Origin of the sequence: Rubellimicrobium thermophilum DSM 16684 (assembly GCF_000442315.1) — a bacterium.
Classification (GTDB): Bacteria; Pseudomonadota; Alphaproteobacteria; order Rhodobacterales; family Rhodobacteraceae; genus Rubellimicrobium; species Rubellimicrobium thermophilum.
Map to the genome: position 1 here is coordinate 31999 of NZ_KE557324.1, position 20298 is coordinate 52296.

20 protein-coding genes and 3 pseudogenes are annotated in these 20298 nt (G+C 70.0%); 7 read left to right on the forward strand and 16 right to left on the reverse strand.

Annotation, left to right across the window (positions count from 1 at the left end; translation table 11 throughout):
- Nucleotides 1–154: 154 nt before the first annotated feature.
- Complete coding sequence (locus RUTHE_RS12515; protein WP_144079670.1) at nt 155–562, forward strand: GlgC family sugar phosphate nucleotidyltransferase; 408 nt, start codon at nt 155–157, stop codon at nt 560–562.
- Nucleotide 563: 1 nt separating this feature from the next.
- Nucleotides 564–2640: pseudogene (gene glgX / locus RUTHE_RS12520) on the forward strand (glycogen debranching protein GlgX).
- A gap of 3 nt (nt 2641–2643) precedes the next feature.
- Here the strand turns inward: glgX and RUTHE_RS17675 are convergent.
- Both RUTHE_RS17675 and RUTHE_RS17680 read right to left on the reverse strand, forming a co-directional pair.
- Entirely contained in the window at nt 2644–3006 is a 363-nt protein-coding gene (locus RUTHE_RS17675; RefSeq protein ID WP_021098807.1) for a transglutaminase-like domain-containing protein, read from the reverse strand.
- Entirely contained in the window at nt 2982–3527 is a 546-nt protein-coding gene (locus tag RUTHE_RS17680; protein WP_021098808.1) for a transglutaminase-like domain-containing protein, read from the reverse strand. The genes RUTHE_RS17675 and RUTHE_RS17680 overlap by 25 nt, the downstream gene beginning before the upstream one ends.
- Nucleotides 3528–3890: 363 nt before the next feature.
- Between RUTHE_RS17680 and RUTHE_RS15585 the strand changes: the two genes are divergently transcribed.
- The 3 genes from RUTHE_RS15585 to RUTHE_RS12540 are packed head-to-tail and all read left to right on the forward strand — an operon-like array spanning nt 3891 to nt 6122.
- Complete coding sequence (locus RUTHE_RS15585; protein WP_021098809.1) at nt 3891–4493, forward strand: hypothetical protein; 603 nt, start codon at nt 3891–3893, stop codon at nt 4491–4493.
- Nucleotides 4490–4900, forward strand: a complete 411-nt coding sequence (locus RUTHE_RS12535; protein WP_021098810.1) for a phage holin family protein — start codon at nt 4490–4492, stop codon at nt 4898–4900. The genes RUTHE_RS15585 and RUTHE_RS12535 overlap by 4 nt, the downstream gene beginning before the upstream one ends.
- Nucleotides 4881–6122 carry a DUF3618 domain-containing protein gene (locus RUTHE_RS12540; protein WP_021098811.1) on the forward strand — a complete coding sequence of 414 codons (1242 nt, stop codon included), beginning with the start codon at nt 4881–4883 and terminating at the stop codon, nt 6120–6122. The genes RUTHE_RS12535 and RUTHE_RS12540 overlap by 20 nt, the downstream gene beginning before the upstream one ends.
- Nucleotides 6123–6245: 123 nt before the next feature.
- On the opposite strand, the gene RUTHE_RS17685 is transcribed toward RUTHE_RS12540, so the two are convergent.
- The 4 genes from RUTHE_RS17685 to RUTHE_RS18420 all read right to left on the reverse strand — a co-directional run bounded on the left by RUTHE_RS17685 (nt 6246) and on the right by RUTHE_RS18420 (nt 8924).
- Complete coding sequence (locus RUTHE_RS17685) at nt 6246–7172, reverse strand: sensor histidine kinase (RefSeq protein WP_051150468.1); 927 nt, start codon at nt 7170–7172, stop codon at nt 6246–6248.
- Nucleotides 7173–7468: 296 nt separating this feature from the next.
- On the reverse strand, nt 7469–8086 hold the full coding sequence (locus RUTHE_RS17690; protein ID WP_021098813.1) for a hypothetical protein: 618 nt from the start codon (nt 8084–8086) through the stop codon (nt 7469–7471).
- Entirely contained in the window at nt 8083–8673 is a 591-nt protein-coding gene (locus RUTHE_RS12550) for an RNA polymerase sigma factor (protein WP_051150470.1), read from the reverse strand. Before RUTHE_RS12550 ends, RUTHE_RS17690 begins: the two co-directional genes overlap by 4 nt.
- 2 nt (nt 8674–8675) lie before the next feature.
- On the reverse strand, nt 8676–8924 hold the full coding sequence (locus tag RUTHE_RS18420) for a NepR family anti-sigma factor (RefSeq protein WP_342662248.1): 249 nt from the start codon (nt 8922–8924) through the stop codon (nt 8676–8678).
- 33 nt (nt 8925–8957) lie between these two features.
- Here RUTHE_RS18420 and RUTHE_RS12555 point away from each other — a divergent pair, with 33 nt between their 5' ends.
- Entirely contained in the window at nt 8958–9755 is a 798-nt protein-coding gene (locus RUTHE_RS12555; protein ID WP_021098816.1) for a response regulator, read from the forward strand.
- Nucleotides 9756–9774: 19 nt separating this feature from the next.
- Here RUTHE_RS12555 and RUTHE_RS12560 read toward each other — a convergent pair whose 3' ends face one another.
- On the reverse strand, nt 9775–10014 hold the full coding sequence (locus tag RUTHE_RS12560; protein ID WP_021098817.1) for a hypothetical protein: 240 nt from the start codon (nt 10012–10014) through the stop codon (nt 9775–9777).
- Nucleotides 10015–10229: 215 nt separating this feature from the next.
- On the opposite strand from RUTHE_RS12560, the gene RUTHE_RS12565 reads away from it, so the two are divergent.
- Nucleotides 10230–10964, forward strand: a complete 735-nt coding sequence (locus RUTHE_RS12565; RefSeq protein WP_040645872.1) for a Crp/Fnr family transcriptional regulator — start codon at nt 10230–10232, stop codon at nt 10962–10964.
- 70 nt (nt 10965–11034) lie between these two features.
- Here RUTHE_RS12565 and RUTHE_RS12570 read toward each other — a convergent pair.
- The 9 genes and pseudogenes from RUTHE_RS12570 to RUTHE_RS12605 all read right to left on the reverse strand — a co-directional run bounded on the left by RUTHE_RS12570 (nt 11035) and on the right by RUTHE_RS12605 (nt 20220).
- Nucleotides 11035–12224, reverse strand: a pseudogene (locus tag RUTHE_RS12570) (PQQ-dependent sugar dehydrogenase).
- Nucleotides 12225–12286: 62 nt separating this feature from the next.
- Nucleotides 12287–13342, reverse strand: coding sequence for a tRNA epoxyqueuosine(34) reductase QueG (queG, locus tag RUTHE_RS12575; RefSeq protein WP_021098820.1), 1056 nt, complete (start codon nt 13340–13342; stop codon nt 12287–12289).
- Nucleotides 13323–14021: an FtsZ-binding protein FzlA gene (gene fzlA / locus RUTHE_RS12580; RefSeq protein WP_021098821.1), complete on the reverse strand. Its 699-nt coding sequence runs from the start codon at nt 14019–14021 to the stop codon at nt 13323–13325. The genes queG and fzlA overlap by 20 nt, the downstream gene beginning before the upstream one ends.
- 451 nt (nt 14022–14472) lie before the next feature.
- Nucleotides 14473–14724 (reverse strand): annotated as a pseudogene (locus tag RUTHE_RS16200) (cation:proton antiporter); the annotation flags it as partial.
- A 5-nt stretch (nt 14725–14729) separates the two neighbouring features.
- A complete protein-coding gene (locus RUTHE_RS12585) occupies nt 14730–14999 on the reverse strand; it encodes a K+/H+ antiporter subunit F (RefSeq protein ID WP_040645897.1) in 270 nt (89 codons plus the stop codon).
- The gene (locus RUTHE_RS12590; RefSeq protein ID WP_021098823.1) at nt 14999–15490 is read right to left on the reverse strand and encodes a Na+/H+ antiporter subunit E; all 492 of its coding nucleotides are present in this window, start codon (nt 15488–15490) and stop codon (nt 14999–15001) included. The genes RUTHE_RS12585 and RUTHE_RS12590 overlap by 1 nt, the downstream gene beginning before the upstream one ends.
- A gap of 4 nt (nt 15491–15494) precedes the next feature.
- A complete protein-coding gene (locus RUTHE_RS12595) occupies nt 15495–17003 on the reverse strand; it encodes a monovalent cation/H+ antiporter subunit D (protein ID WP_021098824.1) in 1509 nt (502 codons plus the stop codon).
- Nucleotides 17000–17374, reverse strand: coding sequence for a Na+/H+ antiporter subunit C (locus RUTHE_RS12600; RefSeq protein ID WP_021098825.1), 375 nt, complete (start codon nt 17372–17374; stop codon nt 17000–17002). The genes RUTHE_RS12595 and RUTHE_RS12600 overlap by 4 nt, the downstream gene beginning before the upstream one ends.
- Nucleotides 17371–20220, reverse strand: a complete 2850-nt coding sequence (locus RUTHE_RS12605; protein ID WP_040645873.1) for a monovalent cation/H+ antiporter subunit A — start codon at nt 20218–20220, stop codon at nt 17371–17373. Before RUTHE_RS12605 ends, RUTHE_RS12600 begins: the two co-directional genes overlap by 4 nt.
- Nucleotides 20221–20298: the final 78 nt, after the last annotated feature.

The following is a 20298-nucleotide window of genomic DNA, read 5'->3' on the forward strand; positions in this document are numbered from 1 at the left end:
GCCGTGGGCGCGGACGGAGAGCCCGCCGGTGCGGTCCTGCTCGAGGCCGGGGCGGCAGCGACCCCGGATCCGTCTGGACCCGCGCCCTGGCCGAGGGAACGGCCTGCCCGTTCCCGGCTGGTCGCGCTGCCTGGACACCCTCGACGCCTTCCGCATGGCCTGGCTCGAGGCCGAACGCGGGGCGGTGGACGCCCTGCCCCCGACCGATCCGGTGCTGCGGCCAGCGGGGGATACCCGCCTGCTGACCTTCGAGGCCGGGGGGCTTCACCTCTCGGCTCCGCGCTTTGCCGCCCACCGTCCCGAACGCTGGACCGTGATCGAGGACAGCGTGCTGATGCCCGGTGCCCGCGTGGCCCCCGGTGCGCGTCTGTCGCGGGCCATCATCGGCCCTGGTGCCGTGGTCCCGGCGGGGCTCTGCCTGGGTCGTGATCCCGAAGAGGATGCCCGCTGGTTTCGCGTGACGCCCGGCGGCACCACCCTTGTGACGGCTGCCATGCTGGCCCGCCGCGCCGTCGCGCGGATGCCCCCTCACCTGTCCCCTCATCCCATGGGAAGCCGCTGACATGTCCAGACGCCCCGGCGATGCCGGTTCCGGCCGCCTTGCCTTCGACCCGGCTTCGGCCCGATCCGACAATCTTGGCGCCGAATTCGACGGGGAAGGAACGAATTTCGCCCTCTTCTCCGAAAACGCCACGCGCGTGGAACTCTGCCTCTTCGACGAGGAGGGCCGTGCGGAGATCCATCGCCTCGAGCTGCCCGAGATGGAGGGCGGCATCTGGCACGGTTATCTGCCCGGCATCGGGCCGGGACAGGTCTATGGCTACCGCGTCCACGGCCCCTATGCGCCGGCCGAGGGGCACCGCTTCAATCCGAACAAGCTCCTGCTCGATCCCTATGCGCGCGAGCTGCGGGGGCAGATCGCATGGGACAATGCCCTGCACGGCTATGTCCTGGAGGAGGGCGATGACGATACGCCCGATCCGCGCGACAGCGCCCCCTTCATGCCCAAGGCCGTCGTCGCCGATCCCGACTTCGACTGGGAAGCCGACCGCGCGATCCGTCGCCGCTGGCAGGAGACGGTGATCTACGAAGCCCATGTGAAGGGCCTGACCATCCGCCATCCCGGCGTGCCCGAGGAGGACCGCGGCACGTTCCGGGGCCTCGCCGCGCCGGCCGTCATCGACCATCTGAAGACCCTCGGCATCACCGCCGTGGAGCTGCTGCCCATCCACGCCTTTGCCAATGACCGCTTCCTGGTCGAGAAGGGGTTGTCGAACTACTGGGGCTACAACACGCTGTCCTTCTTCGCCCCCCACGCCCCCTACCTGCGCACGGGCCGCATCCGCGAGGTCAAGGAGGCGATCCGGCGGCTGCACAAGGCGGGGATCGAGGTGATCCTTGATGTCGTCTACAACCATACCTGCGAAGGCAACGAGAAGGGCCCGACGCTGAGCTTCCGCGGCATCGACAATGCCGCCTACTACCTGCTCTCGCCCGACAATCCGCGCCACAGTTTCGATACCACGGGCACGGGCAACACGCTCAACATCGCCCATCCCATGGTGCTGCGCATGGTGCTCGATTCCCTGCGCTACTGGGTCCAGACGATGCATGTGGACGGGTTCCGCTTCGATCTGGCCTCCACGCTCGGCCGCGAGAGCACGGGCTTCGAGCGCGAAGGCGCCTTCTTCGCGGCGATCCGGCAGGATCCGGTCCTGTCCACCGTCAAGCTGATCGCCGAGCCCTGGGATGTGGGCGAGGGCGGCTATCAGGTCGGCGGCTTTCCTTGGCCCTTCCGCGAATGGAACGACAAGTTCCGCGACGATACCCGCGCCTTCTGGCGCAAGGACGGGGGCCTTCGTGGGGCCGATGAGCGAGCGGCTCCTGGGCAGTCCCGTGCAGTTCAACCACTCGCGCCGCCCCGCGACATCGAGCGTCAACTTCCTGGCTGCCCATGACGGCTTCACGCTGTGGGACACGCTGTCCTACAACGACAAGCACAACGAGGCCAATGGCGAGGACAACCGCGACGGCCACAGCCACAACCTTTCGGACAACATGGGGGTGGAGGGGCCGACCGACGATCCCGCCGTGAACGCCGCGCGCGAAAGGCGGGCACGGGCGATGCTGGCCACGCTGTTCCTCAGTCAGGGGGTGCCGATGCTGCTGGCCGGCGACGAGATGGGCCAGACGCAGGGCGGCAACAACAACGCCTACTGCCAGGACAACGAGATCGCCTGGATCGACTGGTCTGCCCCGCGCGAATCGCTCCTGGCCTGCGTCCGCGCGCTCACGGCTTTGCGGGCGGAGACAGGGCTTGCCCAGCTGCGTTTCGCCCGGGGGGAGGAGGGCGATCCCCGCGCGCCCGTCGCGCGCTGGCTCCATCCCGCGGGGCGGGCGATGGAGGAGGGCGACTGGGCCGACGAGGGGCTGCGCCTGTTCGCGCTCGACCTCGCCCTGCCCGACGGGCCACGCCTCCTGATCCTGCTCAATGCCGGGGACGAGGCGGGCTTCACCCTGCCCGAGGGGGCCTGGCGCCTCCGCCTCGATACCGCGCGCGAGCAGCCGGCCTGCGACGAGGAGGCCTCAGGCGAGATCGCGATCGGCTGGCAGAGTGTGCAGCTCTATCATCTGAGCTGAGGCTCAGCCCCCCGGAACGGGCGGGGGCGGATGGGCCAGGGGACCGGCAGAGGCTCCCTGCCTGGCCGCCGATGCGGATGCGGCAGGCAGGGTCACCTCCTCGCAGGTGACCGCGAAATGCGACAGGGTGGAGGCCCCGAAGGTCGTCAGGAAGGGCACATCCGCCGCATCCCGTCCCCGCGCCATGACGATGCGGCCGATGCGCGGCGCGTTGTAGCGCGCATCGAAGGGATACCAGCGCCCGCCCAGATAGAGTTCCGTCCAGGCGCAGAAATCGCCGGGCCCCTGATCGGGCCAGTCGATGTCGCCAAGCCAGCCGGTGACATAGCGCGCGGGAATCGTCAGGGCGCGCGCATAGGCCAGCACGAGATGGGCATAGTCCCGGCAGACTCCGGCCCCCTTCCGCGGGAGCTGGCCGCGCTGCGCCCCGGCGAGGCGGCCTTGTAGTCGAAGCGGATGGCCTGGTGGACATGGTCGCAGATCGCCTGCGCCCGGGCCCAGCCGCCCCGGACGGCCCCGAACCGCTCCCAGGCTTCCGCAGCCAGAAGATCGCTTTCGCAGTAGCGCGAGGGCATCAGATAGGGCAGCACCTCGTCCGGGAGATCCTCGACAGGGTGCTGGACCGCATCGGGGACGACCGGGTCGGGCTGGCGGTCGTCCGTGGCAAGGCCTTCCCAGCGCAGGCGCGTCTCGCCCTCCGGAAAGACCAGACGGCCCCGGATATTGCCATGCAGATCGCGGTGCAGCGCGATCGGCACGGCCGGATCGGCACGGAGGGCGGGGCCGGCGATGCGGTGTGCCTCGTCCGGATGGGGCCAGAGGGCGAGCAGGCCGGGCACGGGGCCCTGCACCGTGACGGCGATGTCGAAACCGATGCGGATCTGCATGGGGGTGTCCTGTGACGGCGGATCGAGGGCAGGATGATCTGGGGAGCAACTGGGACGGATGAGGCGGGAGGGACGGGGCCGGGGGGACGAGGATCCGGACGGCGGTCCGTCCTTCTGCGGTCCTCCTGCGGGCGGCGGTCCCGTGGCAGGCAACGCTGACCGGGGGAAAGGGTTCCCCGGCAACCGGCGGAACCGGGCGTGGAACGGGGAGAAGCGCGGGGACGCCGCGTGTGGAACCGGGCAGGTCCAGATGCGTTAGGCCCCCGTCACGACCCCGCCGATGCCTCTGAGGGCAGGTCTGCTGCCGCCGGCGCAGGCGGGGGCGTCGCCGCCCCCCCGCGGCCCCCTTCAGGAGACCGATGCATGACCCAGGACGACATGACCGCCGGCGGCTCTGCCGCCGGAAGCTCCTCCTTGGCCGAAACCGGCCGGGAGACCTATGAGGAGGTGAAGACGAAGGCCAGCCACATGGCTGCGCGCACCCTCGAGGCCGCCAGGGACGAGGCCCTGTCGCGCAGCGAGGCGGCCAAGGACAGCCTCGCGGAGGTTGCGACGCGGCTGGCCGATGCGCTGCGCGGGGCCGCCGAGGACGGCCCCCATGCGGGCGTGCAGGCACGGCTGATGACGGCTGCGGCCGATGCGATCGAGGATCTTTCGGAATCCGTTCGCGGCCGGCCGCTGGGCGAGCTTCTGGGCGAGGCCGATGCCTTTGCCCGCCGCAATCCGGGGGCCTTTGTCGCCGCCGCCGCCTTGGCCGGATTCGCCATCGCCCGCTTCGCCCGCGCCTCGGCCCCGGACGAGGGCGCCGCCGTCCGGTCTGCCGGATCCTTCGCCGGCCGAAAGTCCGGACAGACAGGTCATCAGGCCATGTCCGAAGGCGCTTCGTCCCGCGGCGGCCCGTCGCGCGGTGGGGCCCGCACGACTGGACTGAACACCCATGACGACGAGGATGGGGCCCGGCCATGAGCCAGGACGACGATCCCCGCCCGATGGGCGCCCTGCTTGGCGATGCCATCAATCAGGTCACCCGCCTTGTCAGGGGAGAGATCGCCCTCGCCCGGGCCGAGCTGGCCCAGAATGTCCGGCAGGCCGGCATGGGGGTGGCGATGCTCGCCATCGCGGGTCTTCTCGCCCTGGTGGCCCTGCATGTCCTGGCGGCCGCCCTGGTGGCGGCCCTGGCCCCCGCCATGGGGCCGGGCTGGGCTGCGCTCCTTGTGGGGGGCGCAACCCTCGTTCTGGCCGGCCTGCTGCTGCTGCGCGGGCTGGCCATCCTCAGACCCGAGAACCTGACGCCGACCCGCACGATCCGCAACGTGCAGGCCGATGCCCAGACGATCAAGGAGACCGTCGCCCATGACCATCACCAGCACTGACCCCCGCAAGATCGAGGCCGATCTGGAGCGCGAACGCGCGCGCCTGGCCTCGACCCTGGACGCCCTTTCGGAGCGTGTCTCGGTGGACCATCTGGCACGCGAGGCACTCGGCTATATCCGCGAAGGCGCCGGCACGGCGACCCAGGCCGTGGATCGCGCGATCCGCGCCAATCCGCTGGGCATCGCCCTCATCGGCGCGGGCGTGGCCTGGATGCTGATCGGGCCCCGTCTGCGCGGCCCTGCCGCATCCCGCGACAACGGGCGGTCCGACTGGTCGCGCTCGCCCGCACCGGTTCATGTTCATGGGGTTCATGGGGCCAGCGGCGCGACCTCCCGCAACCCCGCCGGCCCCGCCCCGGACAGCGCCCCGGACAGCGCCCCGGACAGCGCTCCGGACAGCGCTCCGGGCGGTGCCCGCGGCGCCTTTGGAACCTATCCCGCACCGACAGCCGCCCTGGCATCCACGGCGACGGCCGATACCGGATCCTGGGGTGAGGATCACGCCTGGGCGAAAGAGGCCCACGGCCTGCGCGAACGGGCGGCCGCGGCGCTGCACCGGCTGGAGGAGGAGGCCCGGTCCCATCTCGGCGAGGCCCGCGACTTTGCCGCCGAACGCGCTGCCGTCATCGCTCAGTTTGCCTCCGATCTGAAGGAGCGGCTGGCCTCCGGGCTCGAGGATCTGTCGGAGGAGGCACGCGAACGGATCATCGCCGCGCGGGAACGCGCCTATGGCGCCATGCTGAAGGCCGAACGGATGGGCGCGCAGGCCATCCGCCATCCCGGCCGGGTTCTGGAAGATCATCCCTTTGTCGTCGGCGCGGCGGCCTTTGCGGCCGGGGCGGCGCTCGGGGCGCTGCTGCCGCGCACGGAAGCGGAGAACCGGGCCTTCGGTGCCGAGCGGGACCGACTTCTCGATGAGGCGTCGCAGCTGTTCCGGGCCGAGAAAGCCCGTGTGACCCGGGTTGCCGGTTCTCTGGCCGGAGAGATCCGGGAGACCGCCGCCGAAGCGGTCGGTGACATCAGGACCAGGGCCGGCGAGGCGGTCAGCGACGCCGTCCATGACGTCGCCGATACGGCCGCCCGGAAGGCCGAGGAGGCGGTGCGGCGGATTGCCGGGCGTGCCGAAGAGGCCGCGGAGCGCAGCGCGAATGCCAGGGCCGGGGAGACCGATACCGATTCGGCTTCTGCGGGCTCGGGCGGCGGCGGTCCGGTCGTCGGCTGATCGCCCCCGCCCGGATCCCGCCCCCCCGGATCCCTGCCGCGGTGGACAGCCTGCGGGCTGTCCACCGCCTGTTGCAGGGCGTGCGTGTTTCCCCGCCCCCCGGCAGCGGCCTTCGGCGAAGACTCAGGCCGCCCGATCAGGGGCGCTGCGCGCATCCCGTCGCTGGCGCTCCCGTACGGGCAGCAGCGCGAAACGCACTCTCAGGGTATGCCGATCCGGCCCGGCCTCCTCGGCGACCGTGCCGCCGAGTTGCGCCGCGAAGGCCGCGATCAGCTGCCGCCCGAGACCGGGAACCTCGGCATCCGGGGCGGTTTCTTCGGTTCCGGCCGCGGCGCTGTTGGCGATTTCCAGCTCGGCCTCGCCGCTGCCGCCGCCCTCCCGAAAGACGAGCCGGAGCCAGGGGGTGCCCCCGGCATCCGGCGCAGCATGCTTGATGGCATTCGTCATCGCCTCTGTATGCAGCAGGGCGAGCGGCACCGCCTGTTCCGGCACCAGATGGACAGGCGCGAACTCCGTCTCCACGCGGAAACTGCGTCCCGGTCCCGCGGCCATGGCCAGGATCTGGCGCGTGATGTCGCCCAGAAGCTCGTCGGCGCGCACATCGGTCTGTCCGGAGGTCTGGTAGAGCTCCTTGTGCACCGTGGCGAGGCTCATCACCCGTTCCTGCAGGCCCTGCATCAGGATCCGGGTCTCGGGGCTGCGGGCGCGGCGCATCTGCATGTTCATGATCGAGGCGATGAGCTGCAGGTTGTTCTTCACCCGATGATGGACCTCGCGCAGCAGGACTTCCTTCTGATGCAGCGTGTTCTCGAGCTCGGCCTCGTCGTGCAGGATCGTGTCGGTCATCCGCCGGAAGGCGCGGGCCACCTCCACGATCTCGCGCGGGGCGCCCTCCATCTCGAGGGGGGCGACCGAGCGATGGCCCGAGGCGAATTCCCCGATCGCGCGGACGAGCGTCCGCATGTGGCGTGTCACCAGCCGTTCGGCGGCCCACCAGGCCACCACCAGGCTGCCGGCCCACATCAGCGCCGCCAGGACCCAGGGGGGCACTGACCGTCAGCAACCCCCCGAAGGAGAGGGCCGCCTGCGTCGGGACCGAGCCCAGCGCATAGAGCTCTCCCGGCAGGAGGGGGGCCACGGCATAGAGCCGCTCCTCGCCCGAAGCGGTGCGCCCCGAAAAGGTCGTTCCCGGGCCGCGATCCACGATGGCGCCCAGATCGATCCCCACGGGCAGCAGATCGGCCGCCCGCGCCTCCCCTGTCAGCACCTCTCCGGCGCGGTTGAAGGTCAGCAGATCCGGGCGCAGCGCCTGGGGCGCCGTGGCAGGGGGAATGCTGACCACGGCATCATGCGGCAATGCGAGCGCGACATAGCCGCGATAGATCGCCTCCGAGCCGGGACCGGGAAGGAAGACGGGATGGACCACAAGCAGGATCGAGGTGCCGGAGAGCGGGGCATCGGCCACGACATGGATGGCCGGGCAGCGGATCGGCAGCAATCTTCTCCACGAGAGGGCTGCCGCTGTAATCGTAGCTGGCCCCGCCGGCGGCGCAGGTCATCCGGCCATCGGCCGCGACGAAGCCCACGACAGAATACTGGGGCGACTGGGCCGCGATCCGCGACAGGGCCGCATCGCAGGCGGCCTCATTCGCGGTCAGGGGCGCAACGGCAAGCGCGAGCGCCTGGGCCGCGCCCTGGGCCTCGCGCAGGAGGCCGACCTCGGTCGCGGCGGCGCGCAGCGTCGCCCCCTCGAGCAGGGCGGCGCGGCTCGCGCGGGCGGCCTCGAGCCAGGCATCGGCCTGCAGCAGGGAGACGACGCCAAGCGGCAGCAGCGCCACGGCGATCAGCGAAGCCAGCCGCAGCCCGAGAGGCCCGGCCCGTTTCCGCCCCGATCCCCCGGCCGGAGAGCCCGGCCCGATCCCCGGCGGTGTGCCGGAAGCGCCCGGAGCGGGCGCGCCCCTCATGCTGCGCGCACCCCCGAGCGACCCAGCACGGCCAGGGTTGCGGCATCCGCACTGCTGAGCAGTTCCTCGCCCTCCTCGAGGCCGAGCATCTCGGCCAGGCGGGCCCGGGCACGGTTGGCCCGGCTCTTCACGGTTCCCACGGCGACCCCCATCATCTCGGCCGCCTCTTCATAGGCAAAGCCCGACGCGCCGACCAGAATGAGCACCTCGCGGTGTTCGGGGGACAGCTGGTCGAAGGCACGGCGGAAATCGGCAAGGGCGAGACGCCCGTCATGGGAGGGTTTCTCGCACAGCGTGGCGGCATGGACACCTTCGGGATCGGCCACCTCGCGGCGCATCTTGCGCCTGTCGGAATAGAAGGTGTTGCGCAGGATCGTGAAGAGCCAGGCCCGCAGGTTGGAGCCGGGCTGGAACTTGTCGATATGGGTCCAGGCCTTGACGATGGTGTCCTGCACCAGGTCATCGGCTGCCGAGACATTGCGCGTGAGCGAGATGGCAAAGGCGCGCAGGGCCCCCAGATGATCGGCGATCTCCTCGCGCGGGTCCCGGGGCGTCGTCGGGATTTCGGCCCCCGTGGCCGGGGCCATGGTCACGAACGCTTCTCCCTTTCGGTTTCACGGGCCTTGAGCTGGGCGATGAGATCCCTGAAGCGATCGGGGACCTCCTCGTTCAGCAGATCCTCGTAGACCCGTCGGAGATTCTCGTCGATCTGCTGGTGAAGCCGACTCTTTCCCTTTGCGTCGCTCATGTCCATATACATGCCCAGACCTGTCCCCCAGGTATTTCCCTTCGGAACCGAACGCGCAACGGCGGCGTTCGGTTCCGCTGAACGGCTCATGTCATGCAACAACACGGGAAGGGGACATCCACCATGCCGCAGACCTTTGCCGACGCGGTCGCCGCGAGCCTGCCGCATCTGCGCCGTTATGCAAGGGCACTCACCGGCGAGCAAAGGACCGGCGATGCCATCGCGGCACGGACCCTTGAGGGGCTCATCGCCGATCCGTCCGTGCTGGAAAGGGATCTCGAGCCGCGGCTGATGCTGTTTCGTGCCTTTCACCGCACCTGGCGGCGCGAGGGGGCCCCGGTGGGCGAGGCCGACAGCCACCTCGCGCAGCGGGCGCAATCCCATCTGGCCCGCCTGACACCCAACACGCGCGAGGCCCTGCTGCTCCATGCCATCGAGGGCTTCACGGCGCAGGAGATCGGTGCGGTGATGGAGGTCCCGCCCGAGACGGCCGCCGACTTCATCGACACCGCCCTGCGCGAGATGGCGGAATCCGTCGCCGGCCGCGTCATGATCATCGAGGACGAAGCCATCATCGCCATGGACATCGCCGCCATCGTCCGCGAGATGGGACACCGCGTCACCGGCATCGCCCGTACCCGGTTCGAGGCCGTCAGGCTTGCCCGCGAGGAACGGCCGGATCTCATCCTCGCCGATATCCAGCTGGCGGACAATTCGTCCGGCATCGATGCCGTCAACGAGATCCTGGCCGAGTTCGCCGACCTGCCGGTGATCTTCATCACGGCTTTCCCCGAACGGCTGCTGACCGGGGAGAGGCCCGAGCCGGCCTTCCTGATCACCAAGCCCTACCGGGAGGAGCAGGTGCGCTCGGCCGTCAGCCAGGCGATGTTCTTCGCCTCGACCGAGACCCTTGCCGCCTGAGGCCGGAAAGAGGGAAGGCCTAGGTGCGGCGCAGACGGGCCAGCAGCGCATGCACGTCTCGGGTGCGGAAGGGACGGGCCAGAACGGGAAAACCTTCGGGCGCCTGTTCGGCCTGCTCTCCCATCAGCACCGCCCGACCGTCGCGCGCCGCGATCATCGCCTCGAGGGCCGAGCCGCGGAAGGCCGCCGGTGCGGCGGCGACAAAGGCCACCGCAAGGCGCGAAACCCCCCCCGATCCGGGCCAGGGCCTCCTGCGCATCGCGGGCCAGAAGGATCCGTCCGCCCAGCGCCGCGGCCGGATCCCATTCGGCGATGGCCTGCGCGATGTCCTGTGCCACAAGAACATGATGCAGCACGACAAGATAGGCAGGCTGCGGCGGAGGGCTCATGGCAGGGGTCTCCCGGTCGGTCGGCCGCCCCCCTATGGAACCGGATCGCCTCTTCCGCATTAAACTGCGACATAGGCAAGCCCTCATGCTGACCATTCCCTGCCGTCTCTGTCCGCTGCGACGCCATGCCCTCTTCGTCCCCTTCACCGACGAGGAACTGGCCTTCATGGAACGCTTCAAGCAGGGCGAGCTGGTCGCCGCTGCCGGCAGCACGATCCTTCTCGAGGGGTCCTCCTCTCCCCAGCTCTTCACCGTCCTGAGCGGGCAGGGCGTGCGTTCCAAGACATTGCCGGACGGGCGGCGGCAGGTGCTCAACTTCCTCTTTCCGGGGGATTTCGTCGGCCTTCAGGCTGGGCTTCTGGGAGAGATGAAGCATTCGGTCGAGGCGCGCACGCCGATGATGCTCTGCGTCTTCGACCGCTCTTCGCTGTGGCGCCTCTTCCGGGCCTCGCCGGCGCGGGCCTATGATCTCACCTGGATTGCTGCGGTCGAAGAGCATTTCCTGGGAGAGACCGTGGCCAGCCTCGGCCAGCGCGATGCGACCGAACGCGTGGCCTGGGCGCTGCTGCGGATCTGGACAAGGCTGCGGGCCATCGGCCTGTCCGAGGATGGCGGTGCGGTGCCCTTTCCCTTCCGGCAGCAGGACCTGGCGGATGCGCTCGGCCTGTCGCTGGTGCATACCAACAAGACGCTGGCGCGTCTGCGCGCGCTCGGACTTGTCCGGTGGTCCGAGGGGCGTCTGCATGTCTCTGATCCCCGGCGCCTGGCCGAGATGGGCCACACCGATCTCGAAAGACCCGAGCGGCGCCCCCTGATGTAGCCCCCCGCCGCAAGGGGAGGAAGAAGGGGGCGTCCGGCTGGCCCGGTCCTGCCCCGGTCTGTCCGGTTTCTCAGCCGGGAGTCACCCGCAGGATGCCGCCCCGGGGGTCGTCGATCAGCAGAAGCAGCGCGCCATCCTCCAGCACCTCCACATCGCGCAGGCGGCCGATCTCGCCCAGAAGCCGTTCCTCGCCCGTGATCCGTCCGTCCTCGCCCTGACGCAGACGCACAAGGCCGCCGGGGTTGAGCGAGCCGATGAGGAGATCGCCCGACCATCCGTCGAACATGCTGCCCTCGTAGAAGGCCAGACCCGAAGGTGCGATCACGGGATCCCAGTAATAGACCGGCTCCTCGAACCCTTCGCCGCGCGGCTCTCCCGATCCGATGGGGGCGCCGGAATACTCCACGCCATAGCTGACCACGGGCCAGCCGTAATTGGCCCCCCGCCGGATGAGGTTCAGCTCGTCGCCGCCGCGCGCCCCATGTTCGACGATCCAGAGCTGTCCCCGGGCATCGAGCGCCGCCCCCTGTGGATTGCGATGGCCGAGGGTCCAGACCGCGGGATGACCGGCCCTGTCCTCTGCATGGGGGTTGTCCGGGGGGATCGAGCCATCGGGATTGATGCGGATCACCTTGCCCCAGGTGGCCTGCGGATCCTGAGCCCGCTCCCGCTCGGGGGCCCGGGAATGCTCTCCCGTGGTGATGGCGAGGGTGCCATCGGGCAAGAAGAGGATGCGGGAGCCGTAATGCATCGGACTGTCCGAGGGCGGCTCCTGCACGAAGATGTCCTGCACCTCGGACAGGCTGCGGCCATCCTCTGCCAGCACCCCCGGGCTGCGGCGGTGGCGGTCAGGCCCCCGCCCAAGGGCTTGCTGTAGGTCCAGAAGATCGTGCGGTCCGTGGCGAAATCCGGGGAGATCGTGACATCCAGCAGCCCGCCCTGCCGCCGGGCATCGACCTCGGGCAGGCCCTCGACGGGCTCCGACAGGGTGCCGTCCGCCGCCACGATCCGCAGCCGCCCCGGCCGCTCGGTGACGAGGAAGCGGCCGTCCGGCAGCGGCGCGATGCCCCAGGGATGCTCGAGCGGGCCGGCAAAGGGTTCGGCCCGGACAGGCGTGGGATCGAGCGCCGGGGCGCGGGTCTGGCCGTCCCAGGCCGGTTCGAAGGCGGCGTTGGGGGGGGCCTGTTCGACCTGGGCCCGGGCGGGTGCAGCGGCAAGGGCAAGGCAGGCCGTCAGGCCAAGACAGGCGCCGGACGACATCATGGGGCGGTCCTCCTTCTGTGGCATGCGCCTCAGCTAGCGCGCGTCCTGCCGGCGTCTTCTCACATGGCCTTGTGCAGGCGGGAGAGTGCCCAGGCCGCTGCATCCGCCACGACCGGATCGGCCGCATCCCGATGCGCGGCGGCCGCCGGGATCAGGGCGGGATCGCCGGAATTGCCGATGGCATAAAGGACATTGCGCAAGAAGCGGGCATGGCCGATCCGCTTCACCGGCGTGCCGGCAAAGCGGGCGCGGAAGCCGGCCTCGTCCAGGGCCGCCAGCTCGGCAAGCGGGGGCGCGGGTGCATCGGGCCGATAGCGCAGTTCGCGCGCGGCCACGGCGAACTTGTTCCACGGGCAGACGGCCAGACAGTCATCGCAACCGAAGATGCGGTTGCCGGTCGCCAGGCGGAATTCCTCGGGCCAGGCGCCGCGATGTTCGATGGTCAGATAGCTGAGGCAGCGCCGGGCATCGAGCCGGAAGGGCGCCGGGAAGGCCCGGGTCGGGCAGGAGTCGAGGCAGCGCGTGCAGGAGCCGCAATGGTCCCGCTCCGGCCTGTCGGGGGGGAGCTCCAGCGTGGTCATGATGGCGCCGAGGAAGACCCAGTTGCCGAAGCCCCGGCCCAGAAGATTCGTGTGCTTGCCCTGCCAGCCAAGGCCCGCCGCCTGCGCCAGCGGCTTTTCCATTACCGGGGCGGTGTCCACGAAGACCTTCCCCTCGGCCCCCGGCGCCTGCGCCAGCAGCCAGCGCAGGAGGCGCTTGAGCCGCGGCTTGACGCTGTCGTGATAATCGCGCCCCTTGGCATAGACGCTGATGGCCGCATGGTCCCGGCGGGCCAGCACGGCCAGCGGATCGGTGCGGGGGGCATAGCTGTCGGCCAGCATCACCACCGAGCGCGCCGCCGGCCAGAGCGCGGCGGGGCTGGCGCGCCAGGACGCCCGATCGGCCATCCACCCCATCGTCCCGTGCATCCCGGCCTCGAGAAAGACCCGGAGCCTTTCGCCCGCCTGGGGGATCGCATCGGGCCGACAGACCCCCATCGCGGCAAAGCCGGCGGCTTCGGCCTCGGCCCGCAGTCCGGCCTTCAGGGCCTCGGCCTCAGAAGTCGAGATCCGCATAATGCCGCGCCGGCCGGAAGCCCGGCACCTGATCGGCCAGGATGGAGCGGAAGGCGGGGCGCGACTTGACCTTGGCATACCAGTCCTTGACCGTCTCGAACTGGTGCCAGGGCACGTCCGAGACATAGTCGAGCACCGAAAGCTGAGCGGCGGCCGCGAAATCGGCCAGCGTCAGATCGTTCCCCGCGAGCCAGCGCCGGATCTCCAGAAGCTGGGTCATGTAGGCGAGATGGGTCTTGATGTCGCGCGCGCCGGCCTTGACGGCGGCCGAATCCGGCGGGGCCCCGCCGCCCATCAGCTTCTTGAAGACCCGCTCGCCCATCAGCTTGCGGGTGACCTCGGCATGGAACTTGCCGTCGAACCAGGCACAGAGGCGCCGCACCTCGTAGCGGGCATCCGGATCCCGCGGCATCAGGGGAGGCTGGGGAAACACCTCGTCCAGATACTCGCAGATCGCCTGGCTGTCGGCGAGCATCCGCCCGCCGATGCGCAGGACCGGCACCTGTCCCGCCGGATTGCGGCGCAGGAATTCCGGATCCTTCTCCCAGTAGCGTTCCTCGACCAGTTCCACCTCGATGCGCTTCTCGCCCAGCGTGAGGCGCACCTTCCGGCAGAAGGGCGACAGGGGATAATGATAGAGGCGCGTTGCAGCCGAAGCGGGGGGAACGGACGGCGTCATCAGGCAGGCGGCTCCCTCTCGGTGGGTTCAGGGCCATGCCGCAACAGCCTTGCGGCTGCAAGGGGGGAACCGGTCTGTCCATCGCTGCACGGTCCCCTGATCCCGGCAGGATGCCCCCTGCGAGGGCGCCCTTCCGGACAGGCGAAGGCCGATGCGTCATTTGCTTGTGTCGGGGTGGCCGACCAGCTGCTGATCCGTGACGGCACGTGATGACAATGTCGTGACGGCCGTCTTCGGCGGTCGGGCACGGATCAGAGGGCCGCAGGGTCACGGGCGAGCGGCGGACGTGCCGAGGGGGCGGCCCCGTGATCGGCGCCGGCAAAGGTCGCCCAGTCATGTCCGGTGCCGCTGGGCGGCGGATCCCCGGTCCGGGGGGGAGGCGGGGATCGGGATCCCGGGCGGCACGTCTGCGGTGCAGATAGGCCTTGGCAATCAGATTCGCCGAGATGGGCGCGGTCAGGAACAGGAACAGCGTGATGAGCAGTTCGTGCCCCGACCAGTCCCCGCGCGAGGTCGGCGCCTGGATCATCGAGGCGATCAGCATGCCTCCCACGCCCAGTGTCGTGGCCTTGGTCGGGCCATGCAGCCGCGTCATCAGCGAGGGCAGCCGCACCAGCCCCCAGGAGCCGATCAGGGCGAAGAGCCCGCCGGCCACGATGAAGAGGCTCATGAGGATTTCGAGGGCGAGGGGCATGGTGCTCATGGACGTCACTCCACGATGTCGCCGCGCAGCAGGAACTTGCAGTAGGCCACCGTGCCCACGAAACCCACCATGGCAAGAAGCAGCGCGGCCTCGAAGTAGAGGGCGGTATCACGGGCGATGCAGAACAGCACGATCAGCGCGATGGCGTTGATCGTCAGCGTGTCGAGCGCAAGGATGCGGTCTGCCGCCGTCGGCCCGCGCAGCAGCCGCCAGAGAGTGAGGAGCACGGCCAGCCCCATGCAGACAAAGCCGAAGGCAAGGGCGATCGGGAGAATCATCCGAGGATCTCCTTGAGCGGGGCCTCGTAGCGGGCCTTGATGCGGGCGACGGCCGCTGCGGGATCGGACACGTCGAGGGCATGGACAAGCAGGGCACGGCCGCAGGCGGACAGGTCGGTGGAGACAGTGCCGGGGGTCAGGCTGATCGTACCGGCCAGTGCGGTGATCGCTTCGGGCGTGCGGACCTCGAGCGGGACGACGAGCCAGGCCGGGCGCAGGCGGTCCGAGGGGCGGGTGAGGATGATCCAGGCGACCTCGATATTGGCCACGAGGATGTCCCACAGAAAGACCGCTCCATAGCGCAGCATCGCCAGGCCGAGGCGCAGGCGGGGCCGGTTCGGCCAGTAGGGCGCGGTCAGCAGCGGCACCGCAAGGCCGATGACAAGCCCGAGGACCACGACCCCCGCCGTCACATCGTTGACAAGCAGGATCCAGACCAGCATCACGGTCAGCGACAGGATGGGGTGGGGCAGGATGCGTCGGAGCATGGCGTCACCTCCGGGATCCGAGCACGGCCTCGACATAGGCCGTGGGTTGGGCCATCTGCTCGGCGGCGGCTTGCGCGTAGCCCGTTGCGGGGCCGGCAAGCAGCGCAAGCAGCGTGAGAGCCGTCACCATCAGGGCCGCAGGGGCAGCCACACGGGCGAGCGGTTCCAGCCTGCGCACCGCTGCCCCCTCGCGGATGTTCCAGAACAGGACGCTGCCCGAGCGGGCGAGGGCAAGCACCCCGATCAGCGTCGTGGCGAGGATGATCCCCCAGATCCAGGGCCAGGCGGGATGCAGGCGCACCGCATCGAGGATCAGCAGCTTGCCCACGAAACCTGCCAGTGGCGGCAGGCCTGCGGCGGCGATGGCGGCGATCAGGAACAGCAGGCCGGCCGCCCCCATGCCGGGAAAAGCCGGCCCCGGCGCCAGCGCATCCCCCCAGCCGCGGCGGCGGCGCGCGATCACGTCGGCCAGCAGGAACAGCGCTGCGGTCGAGAGTGTGGAATGCGGCAGGTAATAGAGCGTTGCCGCAAGCGGGAGCGGAGAGAAGAGCGAGCCGGCAGCCAGCAGCGTGCCGGTGGATCCCAGCACGGCATAGGCGGCCTGTTCGCGCAGCCGGTGCGAGGCCAGCATCCCGACGAAACCCACGATGGCCGTCAGAAGCGCTGCCGGCAGCATCCAGGCAGTCGGGGACCAGGGAAGGCCGATTCCCTCGGCGGGGAAGATCAGCGTGCCCGTGCGCAGGATCGCATAGACACCGACCTTGCTGAGGATGGCGAAGAGGGCGGCCGCGGCGGCCGAGGTGCTCGAATAGGTGACCGGCAGCCACAGATGCAGCGGAAGCATCGCTGCCTTGAGCGCGAAGACCGCGAACAGCAGGGCCGCTCCGGCGGCGATCAGCCTGTGCTGCTCGGGCGCGGCGGCTGCCACCCGGCCGGCCATGTCGGCCATGTTGAGCGTCCCCGTGGCCCCATAGAGCAGACCCAGGGCGATGAGGAACAGCGTCGATCCCACGAGATTGACGATGACATAATGCACCCCTGCCTTGAGCCGTGCCGGGCCCTGTCCATGCAGCATCAGCCCGTAGGAGGCGATCAGCAACACCTCGAAGAAGACGAAGAGGTTGAAGAGGTCGCCCGTCAGGAAGGCGCCGTTCAGACCGAGGAGCTGGAACTGGAACAGCGGATGGAAATGCCAGCCGCGCCGGTCCAGACCCGTGGCGATGACATGCCACAGCACGAGAAGCGCGAGCAGGGCCGTCAGAACAAGCATCAGCGCGCTCAGCCGGTCCAGCACGAGCACGATGCCGAAGGGCGGTGGCCAGTTGCCGAGGCGGTAGGCCTGCACCTCGCCGGTGGCTGCTTCGGCGCCCAGCATCAGGGCGGCGACAAGCAGCACCCCGCAGCTCAGCAGCGCCGCAAGACGCGATGCGCGCAGATGAAAGCGCAGCCACAGCAGCAGCACCGGTGCCATCACGGCCGGCAGCAGGAGGGGCACGATCAGCAGGTGATTCATGCCTGCCTCCCCTGTTCGTCCTCTGCGGTCATGTCCGCGGGGCTGCGGCGACCGTCCACCTGATCGGTGCCGGTTTCCAGATAGCTGCGCAGCGCAAGCACCACCACGAAGGCTGTCATCCCGAAGGAGATGACGATGGCGGTGAGGACCAGCGCCTGCGGCAGGGCATCGGTGTAGCCGGTGGCGGCCTTGTCATAGATCGGCGGCAGATCGACCACGAGCCGGCCCGTGGCGAACAGGAACAGGTTGACCGCATAAGAGAGCATCGCCAGGCCGAGCACCACCGGGAAGGTCCGCGCCCGCAGCGCGAGATAGAGCCCGGCGGCGGTCAGGACGGCCACCGCACTCGCAACAAGGAATTCGAGGCTCATCGGGCGCCCTCCGGGTCGCGGCTCGGATCGATGTCCATGGGCGATCTGTCGGCTGGCAGGGTCTCGGCGCGCTGGGCGACACGAGCGAGCTGGGACAGCGCCATCATTACGGCGCCGACGACGGTCAGCGACACGCCGATGTCGAAGAGCATGGCAGTGGCCAGTTCGAATTCTCCCACCACGGGCAGGGTGAAGTAGTCGTAGCCGGAGGTCAGGAAGGGCAGGCCGAGCAGGATTGCCCCCAGACCCGTGAAGGCGGCGGCGAGCACGCCCGCGGCGACCAGGGCGTGCTCGGGGATGCGCTGGCGCTGCTGCGCCCAGTCCCAGCCGGAGGCCATGTATTGCACGAGCAGCGCGATCGAGAAGACGAGGCCGGCGATGAATCCCCCGCCGGGCATGTTGTGACCGCGCAGGAAGATGAAGAGGCCCGTCACCACCGCAAGGGGCAGGATCACCCGCGAGGCGACCACCAGCATCAGCGGGTGACGCTCGGGCGAGCGGGGTGTTCCCTCGCCTCCCGCGGCGGCCCGGCGTGCGAGCCGCCGTCCTGCGGCGCCGCGCGCGGTGGTGTCGAGCAGCGCATAGATGCCGAGCGCGGCAATGCCGAGCACGATGATCTCGCCGAAGGTATCGAAGCCGCGGAAGTCCACGAGGATGACGTTGACGACATTGGTCCCGCCGCCGCCCGGATAGGCATTGGCCCAGAACCAGTCGGGCAGTGTCCGGTCGGGGATGCGCGTCATCACCGCCCAGGCGCCGAGGCCCACGGCCAGGCCCCCCGCACAGGCCAGCAGCCCGTCGCGCAGCCGCCGCATGGGGGCATCGAGGGGGGGCGAGTCCTTGGGCAGCAGGTTGAGGGCCAGCAGCATCAGCAGGATCGTGACGATCTCCACCGAGATCTGCGTGAGCGCGAGGTCGGGGGCCGAGAGATGGACGAAGGCCAGCGACACGCCCAGTCCGATCACGCTGATGAGGACGAGGGCGAGGAAACGTCGGCGATGCAGGACCACCACGGCTCCTGTTGCCGCCAGGATGCCGAACCAGACGATGATGGCCACGGGCGAGGCCGGCAGGCGCGGCCGGTCGCCTGTCAGAGGCAGTCCCCATCCGGCGAGACCGGCAAGGGCGAGAGAGGTCGCGAACAGCACCGCGAGCGTGCGCTGGAGCGAGGGTTCGTGCAGCGCATGGGTGAAGACCCGGCTGCCGCGCACGGCTGCCGCGACGAGGGCATCGAAGATCCGCGGCGCCTGCGGCATCGGCGGGCGGGTGCGCTCGAGAGGGCCATGGGCGCCGAGCAGCATCAGCCCCACCCCCACCGCGAGGATGCTGAGCAGCAGCGCCGGGGTGACGCCGTGCCAAAGCTTGAGCGACAGGGGATCGGCCAGCCCCCCCGTGACGGCATCCGCGACCGGCGTCACGATCCAGCCCAGCGTCGTCTGGGGCGCGATCCCTGCCAGCACGGCGATGACGACAAGGATCGCGGAGGGGAGCCAGAGGCCTGCGGGCGGGTCATGCGGGGCCTTGGGGGTGGGCATGCGCGGGCCGAGATAGACATGGCCCACATAGCGCAGCGAATAGGCGACCGAGAAGGCGGCGGCGACCGTTGCCAGCGCCGGCACGATCCAGTCATTGGCCCCCCAGGCGGTGTGGAGCGCCTCCTCGAGCATCAGTTCCTTGGAGATGAAGCCGCCGAAGGGCGGCAGCCCCGCCATCGAGGCCGCGGCAAGCAGCGCAAGCGTGCCGGCAATCGGCATGACCGCGTAGAGGCCGCCCAGGGCCCTGATATCGCGCGAGCCGGTCTCGTGGTCCACGATGCCCGCATTCATGAAGAGCGCGGCCTTGAAGGCGGCGTGGTTGACGATGTGCAGCACCGCCACGGCCGCTGCGGCCGGCGTGCCGAAGCCCAGGAGCATCACCAGAAGGCCCAGATGGCTCACGGTGGAATAGGCCAGGAGCCCCTTCAGGTCGTTCTGGAACAGCGCTACCGCCGCGCCGACCAGCATGGTCGCCAGACCGATCGGGGCAACGATGGTCGACCAGGCCTCGGTCCCCGCGAGCACGGGCCAGAGCCGGGCCAGCAGGAACACGCCCGCCTTCACCATCGTGGCCGAATGCAGATAGGCCGAAACGGGCGTCGGCGCGGCCATCGCCTGCGGCAGCCAGAAATGGAAGGGGAACTGGGCCGACTTGGTGAAGCAGCCGCCGAGGATCAGCAGGAGGGCGGGCAGGTAGAGGGGCGAGGCCTGGATCGCCTCGCGTCGGGTGAGGATGACGGAGAGCTCGAAGGAGCCGGCGATGCCGCCGAGCAGCAAGAGCCCCGCGAGAAGCAGCAGGCCCCCGCTTCCCGTGACGACGAGAGCCATGCGCGCGCCGCGCCGGCTTTCGGGGCGGTCGTTCCAGTAGCCGATGAGCAGGAAGGAGGTGAGGCTGGTCAGCTCCCAGAACACCACGAGCAGCAGGACATTGTCCGCCAGCACGATGCCGAGCATCGCGCCCTGGAACAGCAGCAGCACCACGAAGAACCGGCCCCAGGCCTCCTCCGCATGGAGATAGGCGCGGGCATAGAGCAGCACGAGCAGACCGATGCCGAGAATGAGCCCGGCGAAGAGCAGGCCCAGCGGGTCGAGGAAGAGGCTCGCGTTCAGACCCAGCGCGGGCAGCCAGGGCACGGAGACGCGCGGCACCTGGCCGGCGAGGACGCCGGGGGCCAGCCCGAGGAGCAGGACGAGCGCCGCCGCGGTGCCGGCAAGGGCGGTGGCAACGCCTGCGGGGCGGCCGAGGCGGAAGGCAGGGCCGGCCAGCAAGGCAGCCAGAAACGGAAGTGCAGCAAGGACGGTCAGGGGCAGGGGGATGCTCCCGCGGTTATGTGAAGTTGGTCTGTGATGGCGCGGACCCTAGTGCCCGTTCCGCTGCGCGACAAGGGA